Source organism: Botrimarina colliarenosi, assembly GCF_007859955.1.
Lineage (GTDB): Bacteria > Planctomycetota > Planctomycetia > Pirellulales > Lacipirellulaceae > Botrimarina > Botrimarina colliarenosi.
Genome location: NZ_SJPR01000006.1, coordinates 1 through 24,152, shown reverse-complemented (window position 1 = coordinate 24,152; position 24,152 = coordinate 1). Strand labels below are relative to the sequence as shown.

22 protein-coding genes are annotated in these 24,152 nt (G+C 65.3%); 15 read left to right on the top strand and 7 right to left on the bottom strand.

The genetic code is table 11. The features are described from left to right. Positions 1-11: 11 nt before the first annotated feature. The 3 genes from Pla108_RS17685 to Pla108_RS17675 form a co-directional block, all read right to left on the bottom strand. Positions 12-284, bottom strand: a complete 273-nt coding sequence (locus tag Pla108_RS17685) for a WXG100 family type VII secretion target (protein WP_146446308.1) — start codon at positions 282-284, stop codon at positions 12-14. A 167-nt stretch (positions 285-451) separates the two neighbouring features. Continuing rightward, the gene (locus tag Pla108_RS17680; protein WP_146446307.1) at positions 452-4,009 is read right to left on the bottom strand and encodes an aminotransferase class I/II-fold pyridoxal phosphate-dependent enzyme; all 3,558 of its coding nucleotides are present in this window, start codon (positions 4,007-4,009) and stop codon (positions 452-454) included. A 400-nt stretch (positions 4,010-4,409) separates the two neighbouring features. Beyond that, entirely contained in the window at positions 4,410-6,632 is a 2,223-nt protein-coding gene (locus tag Pla108_RS17675; protein ID WP_146446306.1) for a BBP7 family outer membrane beta-barrel protein, read from the bottom strand. A gap of 293 nt (positions 6,633-6,925) precedes the next feature. On the opposite strand from Pla108_RS17675, the gene Pla108_RS17670 reads away from it, so the two are divergent. The 8 genes from Pla108_RS17670 (at position 6,926) to Pla108_RS17640 (ending at position 13,366) form a co-directional block, all read left to right on the top strand. Continuing rightward, a complete protein-coding gene (locus Pla108_RS17670) occupies positions 6,926-7,864 on the top strand; it encodes a hypothetical protein (RefSeq protein ID WP_146446305.1) in 939 nt (312 codons plus the stop codon). Positions 7,865-8,007: 143 nt separating this feature from the next. Then, positions 8,008-8,106 (top strand): 50S ribosomal protein bL37, encoded by a 99-nt coding sequence (locus tag Pla108_RS21675; RefSeq protein WP_390615985.1) that lies wholly within the window; start codon positions 8,008-8,010, stop codon positions 8,104-8,106. A 59-nt stretch (positions 8,107-8,165) separates the two neighbouring features. Then, on the top strand, positions 8,166-8,711 hold the full coding sequence (locus Pla108_RS17665) for a 3-hydroxyacyl-ACP dehydratase FabZ family protein (protein ID WP_146446304.1): 546 nt from the start codon (positions 8,166-8,168) through the stop codon (positions 8,709-8,711). A 108-nt stretch (positions 8,712-8,819) separates the two neighbouring features. Next, a complete protein-coding gene (locus tag Pla108_RS17660; protein WP_146446303.1) occupies positions 8,820-9,602 on the top strand; it encodes a rhomboid family intramembrane serine protease in 783 nt (260 codons plus the stop codon). Between the two features lie 96 nt (positions 9,603-9,698). Next, entirely contained in the window at positions 9,699-10,364 is a 666-nt protein-coding gene (gene trmB, locus Pla108_RS17655) for a tRNA (guanosine(46)-N7)-methyltransferase TrmB (RefSeq protein WP_146446302.1), read from the top strand. A 3-nt stretch (positions 10,365-10,367) separates the two neighbouring features. Then, the gene (locus Pla108_RS17650) at positions 10,368-10,919 is read left to right on the top strand and encodes a hypothetical protein (RefSeq protein WP_146446301.1); all 552 of its coding nucleotides are present in this window, start codon (positions 10,368-10,370) and stop codon (positions 10,917-10,919) included. A gap of 94 nt (positions 10,920-11,013) precedes the next feature. Continuing rightward, positions 11,014-12,288, top strand: a complete 1,275-nt coding sequence (locus Pla108_RS17645) for an NAD(P)/FAD-dependent oxidoreductase (RefSeq protein WP_146446300.1) — start codon at positions 11,014-11,016, stop codon at positions 12,286-12,288. Between the two features lie 289 nt (positions 12,289-12,577). Continuing rightward, positions 12,578-13,366 (top strand): DUF726 domain-containing protein, encoded by a 789-nt coding sequence (locus Pla108_RS17640; protein WP_146446299.1) that lies wholly within the window; start codon positions 12,578-12,580, stop codon positions 13,364-13,366. Positions 13,367-13,591: 225 nt separating this feature from the next. On the opposite strand, the gene Pla108_RS17635 is transcribed toward Pla108_RS17640, so the two are convergent. From Pla108_RS17635 to Pla108_RS17625, 3 genes are all read right to left on the bottom strand, one after another. Further along, complete coding sequence (locus Pla108_RS17635; protein WP_146446298.1) at positions 13,592-13,789, bottom strand: cold-shock protein; 198 nt, start codon at positions 13,787-13,789, stop codon at positions 13,592-13,594. A gap of 186 nt (positions 13,790-13,975) precedes the next feature. Next, on the bottom strand, positions 13,976-15,454 hold the full coding sequence (locus Pla108_RS17630; RefSeq protein WP_146446297.1) for a hypothetical protein: 1,479 nt from the start codon (positions 15,452-15,454) through the stop codon (positions 13,976-13,978). A 139-nt stretch (positions 15,455-15,593) separates the two neighbouring features. After that, positions 15,594-16,391, bottom strand: a complete 798-nt coding sequence (locus Pla108_RS17625) for an ABC transporter ATP-binding protein (RefSeq protein WP_146446296.1) — start codon at positions 16,389-16,391, stop codon at positions 15,594-15,596. A 303-nt stretch (positions 16,392-16,694) separates the two neighbouring features. On the opposite strand from Pla108_RS17625, the gene Pla108_RS17620 reads away from it, so the two are divergent. From Pla108_RS17620 to Pla108_RS17595, 6 genes are all read left to right on the top strand, one after another. Further along, positions 16,695-17,633, top strand: coding sequence for a PstS family phosphate ABC transporter substrate-binding protein (locus Pla108_RS17620; protein ID WP_146446295.1), 939 nt, complete (start codon positions 16,695-16,697; stop codon positions 17,631-17,633). Between the two features lie 24 nt (positions 17,634-17,657). Continuing rightward, complete coding sequence (pstC, locus tag Pla108_RS17615) at positions 17,658-18,599, top strand: phosphate ABC transporter permease subunit PstC (RefSeq protein WP_146446294.1); 942 nt, start codon at positions 17,658-17,660, stop codon at positions 18,597-18,599. After that, a complete protein-coding gene (gene pstA / locus Pla108_RS17610) occupies positions 18,596-19,477 on the top strand; it encodes a phosphate ABC transporter permease PstA (protein WP_146446293.1) in 882 nt (293 codons plus the stop codon). The genes pstC and pstA overlap by 4 nt, the downstream gene beginning before the upstream one ends. Beyond that, the gene (pstB, locus tag Pla108_RS17605) at positions 19,474-20,397 is read left to right on the top strand and encodes a phosphate ABC transporter ATP-binding protein PstB (protein WP_231934547.1); all 924 of its coding nucleotides are present in this window, start codon (positions 19,474-19,476) and stop codon (positions 20,395-20,397) included. The genes pstA and pstB overlap by 4 nt, the downstream gene beginning before the upstream one ends. Positions 20,398-20,504: 107 nt before the next feature. Then, entirely contained in the window at positions 20,505-21,200 is a 696-nt protein-coding gene (phoU, locus tag Pla108_RS17600; RefSeq protein ID WP_146446292.1) for a phosphate signaling complex protein PhoU, read from the top strand. Positions 21,201-21,266: 66 nt separating this feature from the next. Continuing rightward, positions 21,267-21,968, top strand: a complete 702-nt coding sequence (locus tag Pla108_RS17595; protein ID WP_146446291.1) for a response regulator — start codon at positions 21,267-21,269, stop codon at positions 21,966-21,968. Positions 21,969-22,146: 178 nt separating this feature from the next. Here Pla108_RS17595 and Pla108_RS17590 read toward each other — a convergent pair whose 3' ends face one another. Next, positions 22,147-22,974 (bottom strand): hypothetical protein, encoded by an 828-nt coding sequence (locus tag Pla108_RS17590; protein ID WP_146446290.1) that lies wholly within the window; start codon positions 22,972-22,974, stop codon positions 22,147-22,149. 512 nt (positions 22,975-23,486) lie between these two features. Here Pla108_RS17590 and Pla108_RS17585 point away from each other — a divergent pair. Beyond that, positions 23,487-24,152, top strand: a 666-nt coding sequence (locus Pla108_RS17585) for a DUF998 domain-containing protein (RefSeq protein WP_231934546.1), incomplete at its 3' end; no start/stop codon positions are given.

Sequence of the window (24,152 nt, the reverse complement as noted above, 5' to 3'; positions counted from 1 at the left end):
TCCCTCAAGCGTCAGCGCTGCTGCAGATACTCTTCGATCCGCTCCGCCTTGCGGATCAGGAACGGGGCGTGCTCGTTCGTCACTTCGATATAGCGTTTGATCGCCTTGGCTTGTTGCTCGAAGTCCTCGACGAACTTCTTGTGCTCTTGGTCGCGCCAGCTCGTCCCCAGAGCGTGCAGCTGCGCCCCGAGCGACGTCATTCGCTCTTCCAGCTCGCCATTGAAGCGGCGGAGATTGTTGGCGAAGCGACGCAGCTCGATGGGGTCGACGATCGCTTGGGACATGGCGCGGCGGGGGCTAGCGGCTTGGGAGCGTTATTGGTGAGTTGCTCCCGGCGCTGGCGCTTGGGGCTCCCTCCAGCAGTGTGGGAACACCGCCAGAGAAATTAGCCCCTTAGCGCCAGCGCCGGGAGTACCCCCAATTATAGCACCCACCTAATCCGGCGATCTCATCAGGCCGGGGTCGGCGTGCCGGTCGAGGCAGCCATCATCGTTTCGCCCCGCTCGATGGGGGCTATTGCCACCGGACCTGCAGCGGCGATTTTTTTTACGACTTCGTCGCGGACCGTGACCAGCAGGTCGATCGACTGGCGGATCTGCTCCTCGGTGTGCGACGAGGTGATAAAGAACCGCAGCCGGGCGGCCGCCTCTTCCACCGCCGGGTGGAGGATCGGCTGGACGTTGACGCCCCGCTCGAACATGCCCATCGACAGGGCGAGCGCCAACCGCGAGTCGCCGGTGATGATCGGCACAATCGCCGTCCCATGCGCCGGGCCGGTGTTGAAACCCGCCTTCTTGGCGAGCGTCAGGAAGAGCTCGGAATTGGAGTGGAGCTTGGCGACCCGTTCGGGCTCGGCGTCCAAGAGCCGCAGCGCCGCGAGAGCCGCCCCCGTGTTCGCCGGCGAGACGCCGCCGGAGAAGACGAATGTCGGCGCCGTGTACTTGAGATACTCGATGATCTCACGCCGAGCGGCGATGTAGCCACCACAGCTGCCGAGGCCCTTGCTGATGGTTCCCATCCAGAGGTCGACACGGGTTGGGTCGACGCTCCAGAACTCGCTCATCCCGCGGCCGGTGGGGCCCATGGTGCCGATCGAGTGCGCCTCGTCGATCATCAAGTACGCCTTGTGCTTCTCCTTCAGATCGACGAAGGGGCGGATGTCGGCGTAGTCGCCATCCATGCTGTAGACGCCTTCGATGACGATCAGCACCCGGCGGTACTCGTGACGGTACTGCTCCAGTAGCTTGCCGCACGCGTCCGCGTCGTTGTGCGGGAAGGCCCGCCGCAACGCGCCGGAAAGCTTGCAGCCCTGGATGATGCTGTTGTGCGCCAGCGCGTCGTGCAAGATCAGGTCGCCCGGCCCGAAGAGGTGGCCGATGACCGACTCGTTGGTGCAGTGACCGCTCGCCATGATGATGGCGTCGTCGACACCAATGAAGTCGGCGATCGCCTTCTCCAGCTCGCGGTGGATCGTCTTCTCGCCCGACACGACCCGGCTGGCCGAGGTGCTCGCGCCGAACTGTTCGAGAGCTTGCTGACCGGCGTCGATGACGGACGGCTCGCCCGACATGCCGAGATAGTTGTAGCTGCAGAAGTTGACGTACTGCTTGCCACCGATCGTGGTGGTGTCGGCGGTGATCCCCTCGTGCTGCGAGAAGTACGGGTTCTTAAGCCCCGAAGCGGTCGCCAATTCCATCGTCTGCTTCAGACGCCGGTACTCGGGCGACTCGGCGAACAGGTAGTCGGCCGCCGGCACCTCATTGGGCGAAGTCGCCCGGGTCGCCGGGGTCGTGGGGGGAGCGCTGACGGGTTGGCCGTTGGGTAGGTCCGCGCGTAGCGGGGCCTGCGGGGTCGGCACGCCATTGGACTCCCCCGGCAGACCCCCGGAGAGCTCGTTCAAGAGGCAGACCTGCACCTGCGCGACCACGTCGCGGCAGGTCTCCATCGAAAGGATCGCCTCTTCGGTGAATCGGCCACCAAACTCTTGTTCGAGTGCGGCGACGATCTCCATCCGCTCGAGCGAATCGAGCCCCATGCCGGCGATGTCGGTGTCGAGCGAAAGGTTGACCGCCCGCTCCTGGGCGACGCTCCGGACGACGTCCATCACCCGCGGGGCGATGTCGCCTGCCGGGGCTAGACCGGCGCCTTCCGGCTTCGGCGGCGTGTTGGCCTTGGGTTTGCGCTCGGATGTCAAACGCTGAATCGGATCGCGGCGGCGGCGGTCACGGAGCACTTCGACCGAGCCGTCGGGCTTGCCGAGGGCGACCACGTCGAGCTCGCCCGCCTCGTAGGCGAGACGACAGGCGTGCCGTTGGATCTTGCCGCTAGAAGTCTTGGGGATCGAGTTCGGCTTGATCAGCACCACCTCGCGCGGGCTGACCTCGTGGACTTTGCCGAGCTGGCTGCGGATCGCGGCGCAGACCTCGTCGAAGTCGGCGTCGCGGTTGCGGCCGGCTTCCTGCACGATCACCAGTTGTTCGGCGCCGTCGGAGCCGACGGCGAACGCCGCTCCTGCGCCGACCGGCAAATCGTCGTGCGACTGCCCGACGGTGACCTCGAGGTCTTGCGGATAATGATTGACGCCCCGAAGGATAATGAGGTCTTTCAGACGGCCATTGACGAACAGTTCGGCCTTGCCATCGTCGCCGACATGCAGGCAACCCAAGTCGCCGGTACGCATGAACGGGCCACGCCCGTCGGCAAGGTGGGCGCGGAACGTCTCGCTGGTCGCGTCCTCACGGCCCCAGTAGCCCTGCGCGACACTAGGTCCGCGGACCCAGATCTCACCGACGTGGCCGGGGAGTTGTTCGGCCAGGGTTTCGGGATCGGCGATCACCATCTCTTGATCGCGGTCACAGTGCCCCGAGCTGACCAACCGCACCGACCCCTCGGCGCCGTCAGCGACCGCCTGGGCGACGCCGGCGTTCAACTTGGCGGTGTCGAATGAACGGATCGGCGGCGGGAGCCATTTGTCCCCCCCCGTCACCATCAGCGTCGCCTCGGCGAGGCCATAGCAGGGGTAAATCGCCTCGGGGCGGAAGCCGCACGGCGCGAACGCCTTGGTGAATCGCGCGATCGTCTCGGCCCGGACCGGCTCGGCGCCGTTGAAGGCGATCTGCCATTGGCTGAGGTCGAGCGACTTCTTTTCGGCGTCGGTGATCCGCTCGACACAGAGGTCGTAAGCGAAGTTCGGCCCGCCGCTCATGGTGGCGCCGGTGTCGGACAGCGCCCGCAACCAGCGCAACGGCTTTTGCAGGAAGTGGGTCGGCGTCATGACGTGCGTCGGCCGGCCGAAGTAAATCGGCTGAAGGATGCCGCCGATGAGCCCCATGTCGTGGTACAGGGGGAGCCACGTCAGACCGACGCCGTCGGGCGAAGCCTGGTAAGAGCGCGAGATCAGCTTCGTGTTGTGGAGCAGGTTGCCGTGGCTGACCATCACGCCCTTGGGCATGCCGGTGCTGCCCGACGTGTACTGCAGGAACGCCAGCGTCGCGGGCTCGACCGCCGGGTCGCGCCAGTTGGCGGCGTCGTCCTCGCCGAGCTCACGGGTGCACTTCCACTCCAGCTCCGCCAGGTCGGGCATCTCGGAGAGCAGCGGCTCGATCCGCGACCGCACGTCGTCGGTCGTCAGGCAGATCCGCGGGTGGCAGTCGCCAATAATCGAGCGGATCCGCTCGAGGTTGCGGTTGCGGCGGGGCGGGTAGGCCGGCACGGCGACGACGCCCGCGTAGAGGCACCCGAAGAACGCCGCAATGAACTGCTGCCCCGACGGGTACAGCAGCAGCGCCCGCTGGCCCGACAGGCCGCGACGCTGGAGGTACCCGGCGATCGCCCGGGCGCGGGCGTCGAGCTGGGCGTAGGTCAAATGCTCGCGCTGCTGTTCCCCATCAACCAGGAAGGTGAAAGCGCGTTGCAGCGGCATCGTTGTGGCGCGCTGGCGTAGCAAGCCCACCAGGTCAACGATGTCGGGCGTCAGCCCGTAATTAGCGGCAGGGTCGTAGTTGGTCACGGCGTTCTCTTCGTGCGGACAGGCCTTGCCCCCCACGCGTCGCGTGGGATCGGCAGTCGCTCGGGAGGCGCATTAAACTGGATGGCTTGGGCAATATCCAGCGGTTGCATGCGGATGGCCGCAGACGGCGAGCTGACTGCGGGGGGCTCTTCAGCCTGGAATCGTCCGTTCCTACGCGGCATCCCGGAGCTTGTTTCGCTGCTAGCAGCGAGAATCTCGCGGCCCCGCCCCTGCGGCCGGCTTAATCCGCACGCGCTCCGTAGCCGGGCGCAAAAAGGGGGCAACCGGCGAAGAAAGGATCCAACCGGGCGCAAAAAAAAGAGGGGCGGGCCGTTTTTTGGCCCGCCCCCCGTTTGGAAGCGTCATCCATGAGTTCGCCGTGGCTCGGCGACGTAGCCGCTTAGTGCCGCAGCTCGACGCCGAAAGTCAAACCATTGGTAAACAGGTCGCCCTTGCGGTCATAGATGCCGAAGTCGGGGGCGTTCCACGCGGTCGCCGTGCTACCGCGGTGGATGTTGCCAACGTACTTGGCGGTATATCCAGCCTGCAGAGAGATCGATTCGGCGATCCGGTACTGCAGCTGAGCACGCAACTCGGCGACCGGCGAGAACTCGTCGAAGCGATCTCCATCGACGCTGGTGGTCGTCCGGGCCACTGCCGAGCGGTTGAGGGCGCCCGGGATCGCCTCTTCGCCGAAGATCCCATACTGGTCGGCATCGACGATGTTGTAGCCCATCATACCGCGGCCCTCGAGGACGAAGTTCCAGGGACCGTCGCGGCGGGTCCACTTCAAGCCGACTTGGGGGCCGACGATCTGATTTTGCAGATCGGTCTCGACCGTCGTCCGGCCGAGGATGCTTCCCAAGCCGCGGAAGTAGAACTCGTCCCTGACGCTGAGGAACCGCACGCCGTAGGTCAGTCGGAGGTCGTCCCAACGGCCCTGCTGCATCTTGTGACGGGTCGAGAGCTCATGCATCCGCATCAGCTCGACGCCGTCGATCTCGGTCCGGTTGCGGACCGTCACCTGATCGAAGAAGACGTTGAAGGTGTGCAGGTCGCCAAAGTTGTTGATGATGCCGATGATCTCACCCGGCTCGATGACGCCGTCACCGTCGATGTCAGCGAGGACTCGGAAGACGCCCGCCTGCCCGTTGCCGTCAAGATCGTCCGGCTGGCGGACCTGTTCGTTGACGTTGACGTTTTGGTTGTTGCCGCCCGCGCCGTCCTCCACTTCGAGGACGATCCCCGCCAATGCCGCATTGAAGGCGACCAGGGCGTTGTTAACGGCCGCGATCTGGCCGTCGAGCTGGTTCGGTGGGACCATCCCGGCGTTCGCCGCTGCGAGCACATTCTGAGCGGCTTGCAAGGCGGCAATCGAATTGAGGGCGTTCCCGAAGAAGATGCCGAGTGTTACTTGGTCCTCTTCATCGAGACCTCCGATGATCGTACCCGCGGAGTTGACCTCGTTGAGCATGATGGCCAACAAAGAGTCGAGTGCTGTCTCGTTCGGGTCCACGGTTGGCGGATCGCTCGCCTCATCGTCGTAGTCTTGGATAGCGATGATGGCGTCATCGATCTCGACACGCGTGGCGCCGGGGTTGTTCCCAATGTCAACCACACTCAGATCGCTTTCTACGGTACCGTAGTTGCCGACGTACATGATCGGGCCCGTCGTCGTGCCGACGCCGGCGGAGTTGTCGAAGTAGTCGCGGTACCCGTCGAGGAAGTCGGGGGTCGGCAGGTTGAAGTTCACCGCCACGCTACCGAAGCCCAGGGCGAAGAGGTCGACCGCGCCAAGCTCGCCGTCACCGTCGCCGATGCCGTCGCCGTTGTCATCCTGCAGATCGCTGAGGAAGTAGGGGTCGGGACCATAAACGTCGGTGCCCGACTGGCTCGTGTAGGGCCCCGCCTCGCCGGCGCCCCAGGTGCCGCCGGCCGTCGACTCGGGGCCATCGAGGATCTCGACCATCCAGCCCCGCTCGCCGTCGCTGTACCCGAAGGCGTACCGCTCACCCCAGGCGAAGCCGGCGTCGGGCAGCGCGTCGCGGATGCCGTTGCGTACTTGGTAGGGAGTCGGCTCGCCACCAACACGCACCTGTAAGTTGGCGTCAATGTTAGCTTGGAGATTATTGAAATCACTAATCGCGGTTTCGAGCTGAGCGACCGTCGCAAACGGCGCGGTATTGAATGTCATCGTGACGTCATCCGACAGCGAATCCGTTCCTTTCGTGTTGGCGATCACGAACTGGATGCCGCTGTATTCGAGGTTTTCTTGCAGGTTGTCGATGAAGTCGAGCGCTTCGACTTGCTGGAGGGCCAAGAGCGCCAAGGGGTTGCTCGGCGCCCGGTAGATCCGCTCGCTATCGACCGTCAGGCCCTCGTGGCCAATCTCGACCTTGGGGTTGATCGTCGCCCAGTAGAGCTTGTCCATCGACGCGAAATACCCCGCGTCGCGGCGGGGCATCTGGCCATCGATGTCGAGCTCAACGGGCTCGAACCAGCGGAGGTCGTTGTGTTCAACGATTCCCGCGGCTCCGTAGGCTTGCGCCCAGCAAGAGGCGGTCGGCGTCAAAACGCCACCGAGGGCGGTGGCTGCCAGTAGGCAAATTCGCGAGGCGGACATCGGCTTCCTCAGCACGGGCTATTTCGCTCGGATTAAGTCGCGAAAAGGGCAGGCGCACGTCGCTTACGCGGCGGCTCCCGGTTCTTTCTGTGCTATTCGTATCGGTGAGGCCGGTCGCAACAGTTGAGGAGCAGTGGCAAACCTTGCCGGTTTTTTCGGTCCTACCGACAGCCAAGCCCCCCGCTCTCTGGGGCGAGCGATCAAAGACCGACCGCGTTTTTTCCGCCACTACCGCGTAGAGTGGTAGAAACAGAGGGAGCTCCCGCTCCGCTAGCACGAACCAGAGGTTTGCTGTGCGAATCGAACGCCGAGGCCTTCAAATAATCGCCGTAACGACGCCGCTGGCGGTGCTGGCGCTGGCGGCGTCCGCATCGGCCCAGCGGCCGAGCCCCGCGGCCGCCCTCCCTGCCAAGCCGCTCGAGGCGGGCCTGGCCGACGAGGAGTGGGTCCGTTCCCAACGGGACGACTCCGGCCAGGTCACCAACCTGCAGACCGCCATCGGCCGCTACGAAGGGACCCCGCCGGGGGCGTCGGCGCCAGTGCGGGTCGATCTGGTGGGGGCGATCCACGTCGGCGATCACGACTACTACCAGGAGCTCAACCGGCGTTTCAGCGGCTACGACGCCGTGCTCTATGAGCTGGTCGCCCCGCAAGGGACGGTGGTCCCCCGGGGGGGCCGGGTCGGCAGCGACAACCCGCTGGGGGCGATGCAGAACGGCATGAAGGGGCTCTTGGCCCTCGAACACCAGCTCGAAATCGTCGACTACACACGGCCGAACTTCGTCCACGCCGACATGTCGCCCGAGCAGTTATTCGCGACGATGGAAGCCCGCGACGAGGGGATCCTCAAACTCTATTTCCGGATGGTCGGTCAGGGGATCGCCGAACAGACCAAGGCGGCCCAGAAAGGCGAGTCGGCCGAGTTCGACCTGATGCGTGCGATGTTCTCCAACGACCGCCCTCGGCGGATGAAGATGGCTATGGCGGGCCAGCTGACGCAGCTCGAAGGCCTGCTCACCAGTTTCGGCGGCGAGAAAGGGACCACGCTTATCCACGAGCGGAACCGCACCGCGATGGACGTCCTGGCCAAGGAGATCGCAGCCGGTAAGCGGACAATCGCCGTTTTCTACGGCGCTGGGCACTTGGTCGATATGGAAAAAAGGCTCCGCGAGCGGTTCCACCTGCGGCAAACGGGCAAAGAGTGGCTCACCGCCTGGGACCTGACCGAATAAGAATCGGCGAGCCGCCCAGCCACTGGCCTGGGGAGGTCTCGCCCTCCGCGATTTTGTCTGTTAGATTGCGGGGCTTGCTATCCGTGTCTCGCAGGCTCTCCGTGCCTACCGGGCAACCAATTTAAGCAGTCAAGGAACCTCCGATGGCCAAACCAGGTCGCCGAGTCAAGAAAGCCAACCACGGCGCCCGCCCGGCGTGCAGCCGTCCCCGCAAGTCGCGCCGTCATAAGGTAAAGACCTAATCGGCCCGGCCGCTGGTCTTGCTCGTACGCACCGTGTCCCCTCGGATCGGAGGCCCGCCTTGTCGGCCAAGGACCCGATACTCGACCCGCTGACGCTCGATTTCGAGCGTCCTCTTGCGCGCCTCGAGGATATTCGCAAGCTGATCCCCCAGCGGGACGCGATCGAACAGCTCACCGCCGTCGTCTACGAGAACCTCGAGACCAACACGGTCGCGGGCTATCGAGACGTCACCGACGGCGAGTTCTGGGTCAGCGGCCACATGCCGGGCCTGCCGCTGATGCCGGGCGTCATCATGTGCGAAGCGGCCGCCCAGTTGGCGTCGTTCTTCGTCCAGCGGAACGACCTGTTGGGCTGCGAGATGGTCGGCTTCGGCGGCCTCGACGAGGTCCGCTTCCGCGGCACGGTGGTCCCGGGTGACCGGCTCGTCATCATCAACCAGATGATCCAGGTCCGTCGCGGCCGGATGATCCGCGCCCGCTTCCAGTGCTTTGTCGGGAGCGGGATCGTCTGCGAAGGGCAGCTGATTGGCGTGCCGATCCCGGTCGAGGCGCTCCGCGCCTCGGGGCTGGGTGGCTCGACAAGGCTGGGTGGCTCGACCACTTGATGCGTCCCGCCGCCGGAACGGGACGCCACGCCGCTCGCGAGCGGTTAGCATGAGGGGCGTGCCCCGCCCGAGTGAGCCCCCTGCCCGCTCCTAGCCGCCCAAGCGCCGATGCTGTTCCCCCTCTACGACCGCAATCCGCACGCGCGGACGCCGATCGTCACGCTGGTCTTGATCCTCGCCAACGTGATCTGCTTCTGGGTCTCGACCCAGCAAGGCCCCGGCGGCTTCGCCAAGACGGTATACGAACGGGGCTTCGTCCCGCAACGGCTGACGCGGCTCAACGACCCGCAGCCGGTGATCGCCCAACAGAAGCTGAACGACAAGCAGGTGATGGTCGTGCAGCTCTCGACCAAAGCGGAAGAGGTCTATCCGACGCTGATTTCGATGATGTTCTTGCACGGCGGCTGGCTCCACCTGATCTCCAACATGTGGATGCTGTGGGTCTTCGGCGATAACGTCGAGGACCGGCTCGGGCGGTTCGTTTACCCGTTCTTCTACATCGTTGGGGGCTTGCTGGCGGTGCTCGCCCACTGGGCGATCGCCCCGATGAGCACCCAACCGGTGATCGGCGCGTCGGGCGCTGTCGCCGCGGTGCTGGGGGCATACGCCGTCACGTTCCCCGGCGCGAAGGTGCGGACCCTCATTTTTGTCGGCTTCCCGTTCCTGTTCGACCTGCCGGCGCTCTTGGTGCTGGGCGCTTGGTTCTTGCTCCAGACCATCGCCGGCGTGCAAGGCCTCGGCGCCCCAGCCGACATCGAGGCTTCGGTCGCCTTCTGGGCCCACATCGGCGGCTTCGTCGCCGGCGTGGTGCTGATGCCCCTGCTGACCGTCGGCGCCCACCCGCCCGACAAAGACTGGCGGACCGAATCCCGCGAGATGTTTGAATTCTGAAGAGCGTTCAGCCGTCAGCTTTCAGCGATCAGCTGAAGAAACTGCTGACTGCTGACTGCTGACCGCTGACCGCTGACCGCTGACCGCTTGATCTCTATGGGCCGCCGCGCCGTACGCAACATCCATCAAGGGCTCGACCTCACCGGCAAGCTGCTGGAGTTCGACGAACTCCCCAATCCGTGGGAGAACGCCGCCAGCTTGTTTGACGTTGACCGGCCGCTCGAGATTGAGATCGGCAGCGGCAAGGGGTTGTTCCTGCGCCAAGCGACGAGTTGGCGTCCCGAGCACAACTTCGTCGGGATCGAGATCGCCTATAAGTACGCCCGCTACGCCGCCGCCAACCTGATTCGCGACGGCCGCACCAACGGCGTTGTGGTCGCGGGCGACGGGCTGCGGGTCTTCCGCGAGCTGATCCCCGACGCGTCGCTCGAAGCGGTGCACGTCTATTTCCCCGACCCGTGGTGGAAGGCGCGCCACCGGAGACGACGTGTCCTCAACGAAGCGTTCCTTACCGACGTCGGGCGCACGCTGCGGCCCGGGGGGGTGTTGCACTTCTGGACCGACGTCCAGGAGTATTATCTGACGACGCTCGAATTGATCGACGAGCTCCGCGCCCAGCCGACGCCGCTGCCGCTCGACGGACCGCACCCGGTGCCAGAGCCCGCCCCCAGCGAACACGACCTCGACTACCTGACGCACTTCGAGCGCCGCACCCGGCAGAATGGGGAGCCGGTGTACCGGTCGGAATTCAAGAAGATCTGAGCCATGATCTCCGCCGCCGAGAGCGCCACCCACGCCGATGATGTCGCCACCTTGGCGGCGGCGTTCTTCGCCCCCCCCGCGGAGCTAGGCGACCTGCGACCGGTCGGCGCCGATGACCTGCCGGCGGACTATCTGACGCTGCTGGCCCATTCGGGGCACATGACGGTCACGCTCGAGGCGTGGCACGAGTCGCTGGTCGATGTGGCTGTCGCTGGGGAAGTCCGCGAGCCGGACCGCTACGCCCGCCACAGCCTGCTCGCACGCCGGAGCGACGGGCGGGTCGTCCAGTCGGGCATCATGCGGATCGACCTGACGGGCCTCCCTGAGAGGGTCCGACAAGCCGTCGAACTGGGCGAAACGCCGCTCGGGCGTATCCTCATACGGAGCAACCTGTTACGGGAGGTGGAACTGCTGGCCCTCTGGCGGATCGCCGCCGGGCCGATGCTGGCAAAAGAACTCGCTATCGCCCCCGGAACGGTGATCTACGGCCGCTCCGCACGGATACTAGTAGAGGGCCGCCCCGCCGTCGAACTCCTAGAAATCGTCCGCCCCTAAAGACTTACTAACCACGAAGGAACAAGGGAACGAAGGAATTGGAAGCGAAGTATCGACTCTTCCCTAGTTCCTTCGTTCCTTTGTGGTTCAAGCAATGAGCCCAAAGAAAGACTCGTACGACTGCGTCGTCCTTGGCGCGGGCCCCGCCGGTTGCGCGGCCGCGGCTCTGGTGGCGAAGGAAGGCTTCTCAACCCTGCTCGTCGAACGCGAACAGCTGCCGCGCGAGCATGTCGGCGAGTCGCTGATGCCCGAGAGCTACTGGACGTTCGAGAAGCTCGGTGTGCTGCCGAAGCTCGAGGCGAGCCGCTACGCCAAGAAGGTCGGCGTGCAGTTCGTCGACGCCAGCGGCCGCGAGTCGAAGCCGTTCTTCTTCCGCAGCCACTTCGATCACCCCTCGAGCGAAACCTGGCACGTCGAGCGGGCCGACTTCGATCAGATGCTGTTCGACAACGCCACTGAGAAAGGCGCCGAGTGCGTGCAGCGAACGCGCGTGCTCGAGGTGCTCTTCGACGGCGACCGCGCGACCGGCGTGCGGCTGAAGGCGGCAGACGGCGAGCGGACGGTCTCGAGCCGGGTTGTTGTCGACGCGACAGGCCAGTCGTCTTTGATCGCCAACCGGCTAGGCCTCAAGCAGATGAACCCCGACCTCAAGAAGGCGGGCATCTGGCGCCACTACCGCGGCGGCGAACGTGACGAGTCGGGCGGCGGCGTCAAAACCATCATCTCGCACACCCGCGACCAGAAGTGCTGGTTCTGGTACATCCCGCAATTCAACGACATCGTCAGCGTCGGTTGCGTCGGCGACAGCGACTACCTGCTGAAGGGTCGCGGCACCCCGGCCGAGGTCTTCGACCAGGAGCTCAGCAACTGCCCCGGCGTGACCGAGTATCTCACCGGCGCCGAGGCGATGGACGACCTGGCCGTCGCCAAAGAGTTTTCGTACACGACCAAGCAAGCGGCCGGCCCGGGCTGGACGCTGGTCGGCGACGCCTGGGGCTTCATCGACCCGGTCTACTCGTCGGGCGTTTACTTCGCGATGAAGTCGGCCGACATGGCGAGCGAGTGCGTCGTCGACGCCCTCCGCGCGGACGACTGTTCGGCCGAGCGGCTCGGCGCCTGGGCGCCGACGTTTGCCGAAGGGACCAAGTGGGTCCGCAAACTGGTGAACGCCTTCTACTCGGGCTCGTTCCGCGTCGGCAAGTTCGTCCAAGAGCACCCGCAACACGCCGGCCCGCTGACGGACCTGCTGGTGGGCAAGATGTTCAGCCCCGAAATGCCGGCCCTCTTCGCCGACCTCGACCCCTGGCTAGAGCGTGCGAAGGCGATGGACGCAATGGATGACGACGAGCCGGTCGCGGCGATGGCGTAATCCACGGCCCACGGACAAGCGATTCACCACGACGGACACGACGAGCACGACGGCCCGCCCGACGTGGCCTCGCCATTCATCGATTGCTCCGTAAAGAGCCGGTCCCAGTTGTTGACCGTCGTGTCCTTCGTGCCCGTCGTGGTTCAAATCCCCTCGCCGAAAAGCGGGACGCGGATCATCGTGGATTAAGCGGAACATCGCGGATGACTTGCAATGGGCAAGAATCCGCCTACATCACGTGGTCGCTCTTCATCTGTAGTTAGGCAGCGATGCCCACTATGATTGTTGGGTGCCCGCCGCCTCGTTGATCGCCGTCGATCCCAGCCAAGCCGGGGCGCCACGCGTCAACATCTTTGTGCACGGCTACCGCTCGATGGTGTCGCCCGCCGACGTCGAGGCGGCGCGACTCCGTGTCCAGCAGACCGGCGTTGCGGGCGAGAGCTACCTGCTCCGCTGGATGGCGGGCCGCTGGAGCGACTCGGCGACCGTCGCCGGACTGCGGGCCGCCTACAAGGCGACCCGCTTCCGCTACGCGCTTACGCCGTGGGCGCTGCTGGTCGACGCCGGCGTCATCGGCCTGCACGAGGCCGCCCAGTTCAAGGTCATGGAACGGAAGGCCGAGGTCGTTGGCCGGCGCCTCCCGGCCTTGGTGGCCGAGATCGCCGAAGGGCGTCCGGTCAATTTCATCGGGCACTCGCTCGGGGCGCGGGTCATCCACCACGCGCTGGCGCACGCCCACTCGGCCGACTTGACGATCGACGACGTGGTGCTCCTCGCCGGCGCCGCGGACCTCAACGCCGAGGACTGGGAGCGGTGCGTCCGTCAGCTACGCGGCAAACTCTACAACGCTTATTCGCCGAGGGATCGCATTCTGCGAATGACGCCCGACGTGCGGCGCCGCGTCGGCAGCCGGCCCATGGCGCCGGTCGTGATTGACGGCGAAGAGAAGCTGGTGAACATCACCTGCCCGGAGGTGGCCCACGTCGCGCACTGGACGCGGCTCCCCGAGTTGTTGCAGCGTGTCTGGCCGCACTGCGGCGACGTCGTCGAATCGAGTAAGACGGAGCGCAATCTGTAATTGCGATTCGACAAGAAATCCCCCTCCACTTGATGGGGAGAGTCGGGGAGGAGGATTAAGTAGCGACTCCCTCGCAAGTCCCTCTCAAGGGGCGCAATGGGAATGCCCGCACGATCGAGCAAGACCAGCGCTGCTTTGGATTGCGATCGGCTTCGGCGCAAAATAAAAGCCGCTCCCGACCCGAGGGTCGGAAGCGGCAGTCGTTCGTGTCTTAGCTATCCGGGCTCAGAGAACGCGGACGTGCTCAGCGCGGGGTCCCTTCGGGCCTTGGCCGGCCTCGTAGGAAACCTTCTGACCCTCGCGGAGGTCGTCGTAGGCGACACCCTCAACGCTCGAGTGGTGGAAGAACATGTCGTTGCCGGTGCCGGTGTCGATGAAACCGAAACCCTTGTCAGTCAACCGCTTGATCGTGCCTTCAGCCATTACTACTTATCTCGTGATCTTAAAAAAGGTGGGCGGCGCTTCCCGGGCCAACTGAGCCCGACTGCCATCCCGTGCAAGGCCTGAGAGTAGCGACTTCAAGGCCAAATCCCTCCAAGTAAATGGCAGAAAAGCAAGAATCGTCCGTTTTCGGGGGGTTCAGGGGGGAGGATGGCGCGATTCTCGGGCTCAATTGTTGCCAGAGCCCGCCCCGCTTCCCCCGGCGCCCGCCCCGCCGCTAGCACCCGCCCCGGCGCCTCCGCCGCCAATGCCGGACCCGGCGCCCGCTCCCCCGGAGCCGATTCCCGTCCCGACGCCGGCGCCGCCTGTCCCGACGCCACCCGTCGCGGCGCCTGCGTTGGGCTGGCCGGCCGGCAGGTTACGGTTGCCGCCAAACGCCGTTCCAGCCGCGGCCCCGCCGTTGGGCAGATTGCGGTTGGCGCCGGGACCCGATGCGGCCGCCGCCGACATGAACTGCTGCCGTTGCAACTGCAGGAGCTGTTGTTGTTGAGCCCCATTGAGATTGCCCGACTGAGCCGCCCGCTGCAGCGATTGCAGTTGTGTCGGTGAGAGCTGCCCGCCCGAACCGACGGCGCTGTTCTGACTGGTGTTGTTCGTGGCGGCTGTGAAGGACGACAGTTGCTCCAACGCGCCGAGCCGGCGCGTCTGTGCCGGGTTGAGTTGGCCGCCGTTCTGCTGGATCTGGCGCAGCCGCTGCATTTCGGCGCCGAGACGACTTGCGAAGGGCGGGTTAGGCTGCTGACCAGTGGTCGCTGCATCGCCGATTCCTGAGCCGGGCGCCGCGACCCCTTCGCCGGGAGCGTTGCCGATGCCGCTACCAGGAAGCTGCTGACCGCGCTCGTTGGGAGATCCCTCGGTGGGCGACGTCGGCGTGCCCCCTTCGCCGGGACGGTACCACCGCGATCCGTTCGTCGTTGCGTTACCCGCGGGTTGGCCGTATCCGCCGCCGTACCCGAGGCCGCCGAGCCAACCGGAACCGAGAAATACTGTACCGAGTTCGTTCATACGCCGTTGGTCGTCGGCGTTCAGCTCTCCCTGCTCCGATTGACGGAGGAGTTCGAGATACGCCTCAACCTGTTCGGTGCTCGCGCCAGATGCCTGGCCGTCGGCGGGCGTCATCACTTCAGGTTCTGGCGACAGCTTCTCGTCAATCGCGTCCTCCGACCGTTCCTGGAGCTTCCGCAGGCTCTTCGGTGATCGACCGGCGCCGGGCAACTCGGTGGTTCGCTCGCGGTCGCCACGCTTGTAGACGACGCGGATCGTATCGCCCTTGTAAGTCGATTCGGCGATCTTCCGCGTCTCTTCAAGGAAGGCTTCGTAGGGAACTTCTCGGACGTCGTTGATCGCCACGAGATAATCGCCTTCCCGGAGGCCCGCCTTCCAGGGTCGCGACGATGGTTCAACCGCCGCGATATAGGGCTGCTCGCCGTCACGTTTCTCGAGGGTTAATCCGTAGATCGGCGCCTGAACGTCACTGGCGATCGCCGCAGAGTCGGCGTTATTAACCACGGGGGCAACTGCCGCCTGCGTGTCGGGCGACCGCTCTGGCTCCTGCGCGATCAACTGCGCAACGCCTATTAGGAGAGTAAGGAGGGCGGCTGCAATCAAACTGGCGGGGAAAACGTCGTTGGTAGTGCCGGATGACATGAGGGGGTTCCTTTCTCTGGGGAATTAGGAGCGAACCCCTTAGGAGCAACCCCTGTGCCGCTCCAGCTCTCCTCGCCCGCACGAGCGATACGACCGGAGCCGCCCGCTTGCCGGTCGAGACTCAATCAGCCTTCGCGGGTCAGGCTTCGCGGGCGGCGGCCGATTCAACCGCCTGCCGCAGAGAGCTCGACACCCGGCTGCAGGCCTCGGCGTACTCCGTGGTCCGCCGGAACGACTCGTCGCGGGGGTGTGGCGCCGCGATGGCGGCTTCGTCGAGCACCCGCCCCGGCCGGGCCGACATCACGACGACCCGCTGCGATAGAAAGACCGACTCGTAGACGCTGTGCGTGACGAAGATCCCGGTCCAGCGTTGCTCACCCCACAGCCGAAGAAGATCGTCGTTCAGCCGCGAACGGGTGATCTCATCGAGCGCGGCGAACGGTTCGTCCATGAGCAACACCTTCGGGCGGGTCACCAAGGCCCGGGCAATCGCGACCCGCATCTTCATCCCGCCCGAGAGCTGCCGGGGATAGGCGTCGCGGAAATCGCTCAGACCGACCAACGCGAGGGCTTCGTCAACGCGGTCTTGGGCGGCGACGCGGCTTTCGCCCCGCAAGCGGAGCGGCAGATAAACGTTCCCCCAGACGCGGGTCCACGGGAGCAGGGTCGGCTCTTGAAAGACGACGGAGACCTCGCGAGCGTGGCTCTTGCGGAGGTCATCGGCCCAACAAATCTGACCCGCGGTCGGCTGGGCCAATCCGGCGATCAGCCGCAAAGCGGTGCTCTTGCCGCAACCGGACGGCCCGACGAGGGAGAGAAACTCGCCACGGGCAACCGCAAGGTCGAGCCCCGCCAGGGCGGTCGCCCCCCGGGGGAAGGTCTTCTCGACCCCTACGAGTTCGACGAGGGGCTTGATGACAGGCTCAGCGGCGGGCATGCGGCGGGCTTACGGCGTGGCGGGACAATCCCCTCTCGTCTGGCACCATAGCCGCCCGATCGCCCTGCGGTTAGGCCCACGGGCTGTGGCTCGACCCGCCGGCCGGCGCCCGGCAGAATGGGTAAGAGCCCTCGGTATCTGGGCCACGACCACAGACCGCAATGCGACGGGCCGTGGCGGACAGGCAGTTCACAATCTCTTCACATTGCCTTCACAAAGAGCGTCTAAGCTATCGCCCACCAGAAGAGGAGCTTGCGCCCCCCTCCCCCCTTCGCTGCCCCCTCAAGAGAGCTAGAAAGACCGATGACTCAAGGCGGACCTCTCGCGACCCAACGCTTTGCCTTCGTTGCCGTCTGCGTCCTCGGCGCCGCGGTCGGCTGCGGACCCCGCGCCCAGAGCATCAAGATCGACGGGTCCAGCACGGTCTATCCAATCAGCGAAGCGGTCGCCGAATCGTTCCGGGGAGTACGGCCCGACATCCGCGTCACGGTCGGCCTCTCCGGCACCGGCGGCGGGATGAAGAAGTTCACGGCCGGCGAGATCGACATCTGCGACGCCTCACGCGGCATCAAGGACTCGGAGGTCGAGGCGCTGACCGAAGCGGAGGTCCCGTTCACCGAGTTCTCGGTCGCGTTCGACGGCATCGCCGTCGTGGTCCACCCAGAGAACGACTGGGTCGATAGCCTGACGGTCGAGCAACTCGCCTCGATCTGGCGCCCGCTCGACGACGCCCCGGTCAAGAAGTGGAACGAACTGAATCCGGCTTGGCCCGACGAGGAGATCAAGCTCTACGGCCCGGGGACCGACTCCGGCACCTTCGAGTACTTCACCGAAGCGATCGTCGGCGAGGCGAAATCTTGCCGCAGCGACTTCGCGGCCAGCGAGGACGACAACGTCCTGGTGACCAGCGTCTCAGAAGACAAGTACTCGCTGGGGTATTTCGGCTTCGCCTACTACGCCGAGAACACCGGCAAGCTCAAGCTGTTGGGCGTCGCCCAGGGCGAGGCCGAGCCGGTGCAGCCGTCGGTCGAAGCAATCCGTGACAACAGCTACGCGCCGCTCTCACGCCCGCTCTTCATCTATGTTCGCAACGACCTCCTGAACCGCCCCGCCGGCGCCGAGTTTGTTGAGTTCTACCTGGATAAGGCGGGTGAGATGGCCGCCGAGGTGGGCTACGTCGCGGTCTCCGACGACGTCGCCGCCGAGAACCTGAAGAAGTACCAAAAGGCTTTGGCCAAGTGACCCCTCGTCCTTTTGGACGGCGTTATGACTTCGGCAACTGATTCCACCGTCGCCCCCGCGCTCGGCTCGTCGAGCGAGGGTCGCATTGCGCGGCGCGGTTGGGAGGCGATCATCCACGTCTTCCTGGCCGCTTGCGCCGGGATCTCGGTGCTCACCACCATCGGCATCGTTGTCGTGCTGCTGGTTGAATCGCTGCAGTTCTTCCGTGAGGTCCCGCTCACCGATTTCCTGTTCGGCACGCAGTGGACGCCGCTGATCAAGCCCCAGCACTTCGGAATCCTACCGCTGCTGTGCGGCACCCTGCTGGTGACGGGAGGGGCGATCCTGATCGCCGCTCCGCTCGGGCTCGGCGCCGCGATCTATCTCAGCGAGTACGCCCCGCGGGCGGTCCGGGAGGTCGTCAAACCGCTGCTCGAGGTGCTGGCCGGCATCCCGTCGGTCGTCTACGGCGTCCTGGCCGTCACGACGGTCTCGCCGATCGTCCGCAGCCTCTTTCAATCGGACAGCATCTTCAACGCCCTGTCGGCGAGTATTGTCGTCGGGTTCATGATCCTGCCAACGATCATCTCGCTCAGCGAGGACGTGTTGCGGAGCGTCCCGCGTGACCTCCGCTCGGCGGCCTTCGCCCTGGGCGCGACCAAGTACGACGTCACCGCCAAGGTCGTCGTCCCCGCCGCCTTGTCGGGCATCATGGCGTCGTTCCTGCTGGCGATCTCCCGCGCCGTGGGCGAGACGATGGCGGTCACGCTCGCTGCCGGCGCCACGCCGCGGATGACGCTCAACCCGCTCGACAGTGTCCAGACGATGACCGCCTACATCGTACAGGTCAGTAAGGGAGACACCCCGGCTGGCTCGATCGAGTACCGCACGATCTTCGCGGTTGGGCTGGCGCTGTTCTGCAGCACCATGGCGCTGAATCTCATCGCCCAATGGATCCTCAGCCGCATGCGGGAGCAGTACGAATGAGCCGCAACGCCGACATCCATTCGCTCGAAATCAAACGCAGCTACCTCGGCTCAAGTCTGTTCGGCTGGCTCTGCGCGGCGGCGACCTACATCTGCATCGCGGTGCTGGTGGGGCTGCTGGTGACCGTTCTGGTGAACGGGGTGCCTTGGCTCAGCTGGACGCTGCTGACGTCGTTCCCGTCGCGAGACCCCGCCAAGGCGGGCGTCTTGCCGGCTCTTGCCGGGAGTCTCTGGCTGATCGGCATCACCGCCCTGGTGTCGATCCCCACGGGCGTCGGCGCGGCGGTCTATCTGGAGGAGTACGCCAATTCCAGCTGGTGGCGGAAACTCGTGCAGCTCAACATCTCGAACCTCGCCGGCGTCCCGTCGATCGTCTACGGCATCCTCGGCCTCGGGCTGTTCGTCCGCGCGATGTCGCTCGAACGGAGCGTCATCGCCGGCGCGCTGACGCTGACGCTCGTGGTGCTGCCGATCGTGATCCTTTCGACACAAGAGGCGCTCCGCGCCGTCCCCAGCACGATCCGCCAAGCGTCGTACGCGTTGGGGGCGACCCGCTGGCAAACGGTCTGGCTGCAGGTGCTCCCCGCCGCGCTGCCCGGCGTGATGACCGGAGTGATCCTCGCCATCGCCCGCGCCCTTGGCGAAGCGGCGCCGCTCGTGGCGGTCGGCGCCGTGGCGTTTGTGGCGTTTGTGCCGCAATCGCTCGGCGACGAGTTCTCGGCGCTGCCGCTGCAGATCTTTAACTGGGCCGAACGCCCCCAGGAAGAATTCCACGGCCTCGCCTCCGCGGCGATCGTCGTCCTGCTAGCCGTGCTGATCTTGCTCAACACCGGCGCCGTCCTCGTACGGGCCAAATACGGACGGAGGATCAAGTGGTGAGTCCTCTCAAGACGCGGTCCGGCACGGCCAGCGCGACCGACGCCACCCAGCATAACACCGAAGCGATGAGTAACACGGTGACCGACCTACGCCCAAAACCAACGCTCAAGGCGCCGGCGATCGATCCGACGCGGCCGGGCCGCTCGGCCGACGAGCTCGCCGACGCCCCCGCAAAGATCAACGTCGCCGACGTCGACTTCTACTACGGCGCCAAGCAGGCGCTCTTCGGCATCGACCTGGTCGTGCCCGAGCGGTGCGTCACGGCGTTCATCGGCCCCTCGGGTTGCGGCAAGAGCACGCTGTTGCGGTGCATGAACCGCATGAACGACATGATCGACGAGTCCAGCGTAAAGGGTTCGATCACGCTCGACGGCCAAGACATCTACGGCCCACGGGTCGACGTGGTCGAGCTCCGCAAGCGGGTCGGCATGGTGTTCCAGAAGTCGAACCCGTTCCCGAAGTCAATCTTCGACAACATCGCTTACGGCCCGCGCGTCGCCGGCGAGCGGAACAAGGCGCGGCTCTACGAGATCACCGAACGCTGCCTGCGTCACTCGGCCCTTTGGGAAGAGGTGAAGGACCGGCTCGACGACTCGGCGCTCGCCCTCTCGGGCGGGCAACAGCAACGGCTCTGCATCGCCCGCGCCTTGGCGACCGAGCCGCAGGTGCTGCTGATGGACGAGCCCGCCAGCGCGCTCGACCCGGCGAGCACCTCGCGCATCGAAGACCTGATCTTCGAGCTCAAGGATCAGTACACGATTGTCATCGTCACGCACAACATGCAGCAGGCGGCCCGCGTCAGCGACCAGACCGCCTTCTTCTTCGAGGGCAAGCTGATCGAAGCGGGCACGACGACCGACGTGTTCACCAACCCCACCAAGAAGCAGACCGAAGACTACATCACGGGTCGGTTCGGATGAGTGGTCGTTGCGCTGCGGGCAGTGGGCAGGTCTCACCGTCCATTGCTTAACACAACCGACGCTCCCCTTTTCCTACCCACTGCCGACCGCCGCCTGCCGACTTCACCATGTCCATCCACCTCGAACGCGACCTCGACGCCCTCGAACAGGACCTGCTCGCACAGTCCGCGCTGGTCGAAGAGATGATCCGGATGGCCTGCAAAGGGCTCTGCGAACGCCGGATCGGTTTGTCGGACGAACTGCTCGCCCGCGAGCCCGAGATCAACCGCCGCGAGGTGTTGATCGAGGAAGAGTGCCTCAAGATCCTCGCGCTCCACCAGCCGGTGGCGGTCGACCTCCGCCGGGTCGCGACGGTCCTGAAGACCAATGGCGATCTCGAACGGATCGCCGACCTGGCGGTCAACATCGGCGAGCGGAACGACGCCATCGCGGCGTTCCCTGAGCTGCCGCTGCCCGAATTCCTTGAGCGGATGGCCGACGCGGCGATCGCGATGGTGCGTGACGCGCTCGACGCCTTCGTCGAACTCGATGTCGCCGCCGCCCGACGCATCCGCCTGCAAGACGACGAGGTCGACAACCTCAACCGCCGGGTGATCGACCGCGTCTACGAGATCATCCGCGAGTCGCCCCACTTGGTGGAGCCCGCCCTGCACCTGTTCAGCGCGTCGCGCCACATCGAACGGATGGGCGACCACGCCACGAACATCGCCGAGGACGTCATCTACCTCGTCGAGGGCGAGATCGCCCGCCACCGCCGCGACCCCCACCCCGGTTCGGCCGCTTCGAACTTCACCGGCCAGTAGCCGACTTTTTCGCCGTCACGAATCGCCCCCCGGCGCCACCGCTCCCTTCCGAGAGACGACCGAACGATGGCCAAGGCAAAGATCCTTGTCGTCGAGGACGACCGTTCGCTTGCCGACGTGCTCGAGTACAACCTCCGCCAAGAGGGGTACGAGACCTACGTCGCCTACGACGGCCAAGACGGCCTCAACCAGTCGAAGCTCCGCGCGCCCGATCTGGTGGTGCTCGACGTGATGCTCCCCGTGATCGACGGCCTCGAGATCTGCCGCCGCATCCGCGCCGACCCGGTCACCAAAAAGCAGCTCGTGCTGATGCTCACCGCCAAGGGGGAAGAGACCGACCAAGTGGCGGGCTTCTCGGTCGGCGTCGACGACTATGTCGCCAAGCCGTTCAGCGTCCGGGTGCTGCTGGAACGCGTCAAGGCGTTGCTGCGGCGACTCGCCAGCCCGACCCAGCCGGGCGACATCCTCGTCAGCCAAGGGATCTTGGTCGACCGCGAGCGGCACCGCGTCACGGCCAACGAAGAAGTGCTCGACCTCACCCCCAGCGAGTTCGGCCTCCTCGAGGCGCTGATCCGCCAGCCGGGCCGCGTCTTCAGCCGCAGCGAGTTGATCGACGCGGCGCTCGGCGGCGACTCGTTGGTGCTCGAGCGGACGATCGACGTCCACGTCCGGGCGCTGCGGAAGAAACTCGCCGGCCACGCCGACCTGGTGGAGACGGTGCGCGGCATCGGTTACCGCTTCCGCGACCCGGCGGGCGTGCACAATTAGAAGTAGCAGCCGGTATTTGCCGCGATTGTTTCCGTGATGACGGCCCGCCCTGCCGAGTGCGTCGAACGATGAAGCCGACGCCGCTGTCGAACATCCGAAACGGACTGAGTTGAGCTGCACCCGACCCGGGTTGCGTTGGAGACGAATCTGCGTCGGGTGATCCACCGACGGCGGCTGTTCATCCGCGGCGCCACTTTGATTGCAAAAGCATCGTGAGAGCGAGGGTTGCGACAAGGCTCGCGGAAGGCTCCGGGACGGCGATGGAGGGCGTGGCCGCTGTCGCACCGAAGTTGTTTGCCCAGAGGTTGTAGCCGGCTGGGCTGCTGTCCGACGTATTACCGTCGCGCCACACGGTGTAGTCGGCCGCGTCAACCTTCCCGTCGCCGTTGTAGTCGCCGGTGATGTCGTCGGCGGGCAAGAACTGGAGGAAGGCGGAATTGGTGCGGGTGCCAACAGCGCGGTTGGCGAGGCTGTTGGTCAGGATAAGGTCGTATATGCCGGCGGACAGAGCGATGGGGCGGGGGATGGCGGAGGTGTAGTTGATGGCGTCCAAGCCGCTGGTGGCGATGAGGTAGTCGTTGCTGCCGCCGGGGACGGGTAGGAGGCTGAGGGAGCGTCCGCCAGAGAAGGGGCCATCGTTACCGGTTGCAGAGCCGCTGACGAAGAGGTTGGCGGGGGCGTCCAGGGTAAAGCGGAGTTCGAGTTTGGAGGAGGCGATTCCGCCGGACTGATCGCCAACGTCGAACATGGTGACAGAGAGGTCGACCTGGATGCGGTTGGGGGCGACGGTGACGTCTTGCGAGGCCCGTACTTCAAATTGGCCAAAGCCCTGGGTTTCGGAGCGGGAATACGGGGTGGCGCCCAAGGCGGGGCTGGAGGTGTTATTACGGAAGATATTGCTGGTGAAGGGTTGCTGAGAGTTCAGACGGATTTCGTGTTCGGCGGCGTAAGTGGTGATCGCGGCGGAAGCTTCGCCGGGCGCTCCGAGGGGACTAGCGGCAGCCAACGCAAAACAAAGCCACGGACAAACACGAATGCCGCGCAATACGCTATCGACTCGCATGACGTCTCCTAAACAAAAAGGCGACGCAACGAGGCGCCGCGCAACCCCATCAGATTAAGCCGTAAGTGTAAGTACTCGGCCGCATGCGGGCCATCTTTTATTGAACATGGGGTCCGGCCCACAAAGCCGTTCCTTGGAATGGCGTGCGATGAAGGGCCGGGCGCCGTGTCCATGTTCGAAACACTGTCGGGGTGTGTCGCCTAGGAGGATAAGCCGGCCCGCTAGACCTCCTGCTGCTTTGGAACCCCGCGAGGGCGTCGAACGATTCAGCCCATCAGGCTTTTTGCGTCTCGTCGTAGGGACGGAGCGCGGCAATAGTGAGGGATTGGGTACCGCTCACCAGCGCGTTGCGTCACACTGGCCCCACCGACCCGCTACCGCCGAATGGCGGGGCCCACGCAATGGTCCTTCGCCCACTGCCCGAGGGGGTCGCTAGCAACAACCCAAGTTCACGGATGCTCAAGCCCGTTTCCGACCGGTTCCGTTCTTCGGCGATGGTCGCCTTAGCTACGGTTACGCTCATCGCGTGCGCTACGGTCCTCGCCACGGACGTCACCGGCTGGCTGGTCGTCGAGAAGCACAACCCGATCACCGAGACCATCAGCAAGTTGGCGATCGGCAAGCAGTCCTGGATCCAAGACTACGGCCTCAACACCTTTGCCGCTGGCTTGGCGGCCTGCGCGGTAGGTTACTTCTTGTGGGACCTCGGCGGCTGGCGCCGGCGGACGGCGGCGGCGTTCTTGCTGCTCGGCGCCGTTGATGTGCTGGTCATTTCTGAGTTCGACCAGTACGCCGGCTTCGACGACCTCGGCGGGACGATCCACATGAGCTGCGTCTACATCCTGTACGCCTTGTTCGCAACGATCCCGATCCTGCTCGGCCTCGAACTGTCGCAAGTCGACCCATGGTACCGCAACGCCAGCGTGGCCTTCGCCTGCTGCTGGATCGTCGGTGGACCTCTCTACCTGTTCGCCACCCCGGGGTCGATCGACGTGGCCTGCTCCCCAAAAGCGGATCCAGGTGTTATGAGAGTCTCAACCGCCCCGGAGGGGCCTCAAGGAGACTCGCGATGTCAGAGAAGCGAAGGAAGCGTCACAGCGCGGAAGAAGTGGTGCGTAAGC

What these genes read in the sequence shown, in the direction of transcription:
- Pla108_RS17685 (WP_146446308.1), bottom strand. Translation starts at nt 284, where the DNA reads ATGTCCCAAGCGATCGTCGACCCCATCGAGCTGCGTCGCTTCGCCAAC.
- Pla108_RS17675 (WP_146446306.1), bottom strand. Translation starts at nt 6,632, where the DNA reads ATGTCCGCCTCGCGAATTTGCCTACTGGCAGCCACCGCCCTCGGTGGC.
- Pla108_RS21675 (WP_390615985.1), top strand. Translation starts at nt 8,008, where the DNA reads ATGGCCAAACCAGGTCGCCGAGTCAAGAAAGCCAACCACGGCGCCCGC.
- Pla108_RS17660 (WP_146446303.1), top strand. Translation starts at nt 8,820, where the DNA reads ATGCTGTTCCCCCTCTACGACCGCAATCCGCACGCGCGGACGCCGATC.
- trmB (WP_146446302.1), top strand. Translation starts at nt 9,699, where the DNA reads ATGGGCCGCCGCGCCGTACGCAACATCCATCAAGGGCTCGACCTCACC.
- Pla108_RS17650 (WP_146446301.1), top strand. Translation starts at nt 10,368, where the DNA reads ATGATCTCCGCCGCCGAGAGCGCCACCCACGCCGATGATGTCGCCACC.
- Pla108_RS17645 (WP_146446300.1), top strand. Translation starts at nt 11,014, where the DNA reads ATGAGCCCAAAGAAAGACTCGTACGACTGCGTCGTCCTTGGCGCGGGC.
- Pla108_RS17635 (WP_146446298.1), bottom strand. Translation starts at nt 13,789, where the DNA reads ATGGCTGAAGGCACGATCAAGCGGTTGACTGACAAGGGTTTCGGTTTC.
- Pla108_RS17630 (WP_146446297.1), bottom strand. Translation starts at nt 15,454, where the DNA reads ATGTCATCCGGCACTACCAACGACGTTTTCCCCGCCAGTTTGATTGCA.
- Pla108_RS17625 (WP_146446296.1), bottom strand. Translation starts at nt 16,391, where the DNA reads ATGCCCGCCGCTGAGCCTGTCATCAAGCCCCTCGTCGAACTCGTAGGG.
- Pla108_RS17620 (WP_146446295.1), top strand. Translation starts at nt 16,695, where the DNA reads ATGACTCAAGGCGGACCTCTCGCGACCCAACGCTTTGCCTTCGTTGCC.
- pstC (WP_146446294.1), top strand. Translation starts at nt 17,658, where the DNA reads ATGACTTCGGCAACTGATTCCACCGTCGCCCCCGCGCTCGGCTCGTCG.
- pstA (WP_146446293.1), top strand. Translation starts at nt 18,596, where the DNA reads ATGAGCCGCAACGCCGACATCCATTCGCTCGAAATCAAACGCAGCTAC.
- phoU (WP_146446292.1), top strand. Translation starts at nt 20,505, where the DNA reads ATGTCCATCCACCTCGAACGCGACCTCGACGCCCTCGAACAGGACCTG.
- Pla108_RS17595 (WP_146446291.1), top strand. Translation starts at nt 21,267, where the DNA reads ATGGCCAAGGCAAAGATCCTTGTCGTCGAGGACGACCGTTCGCTTGCC.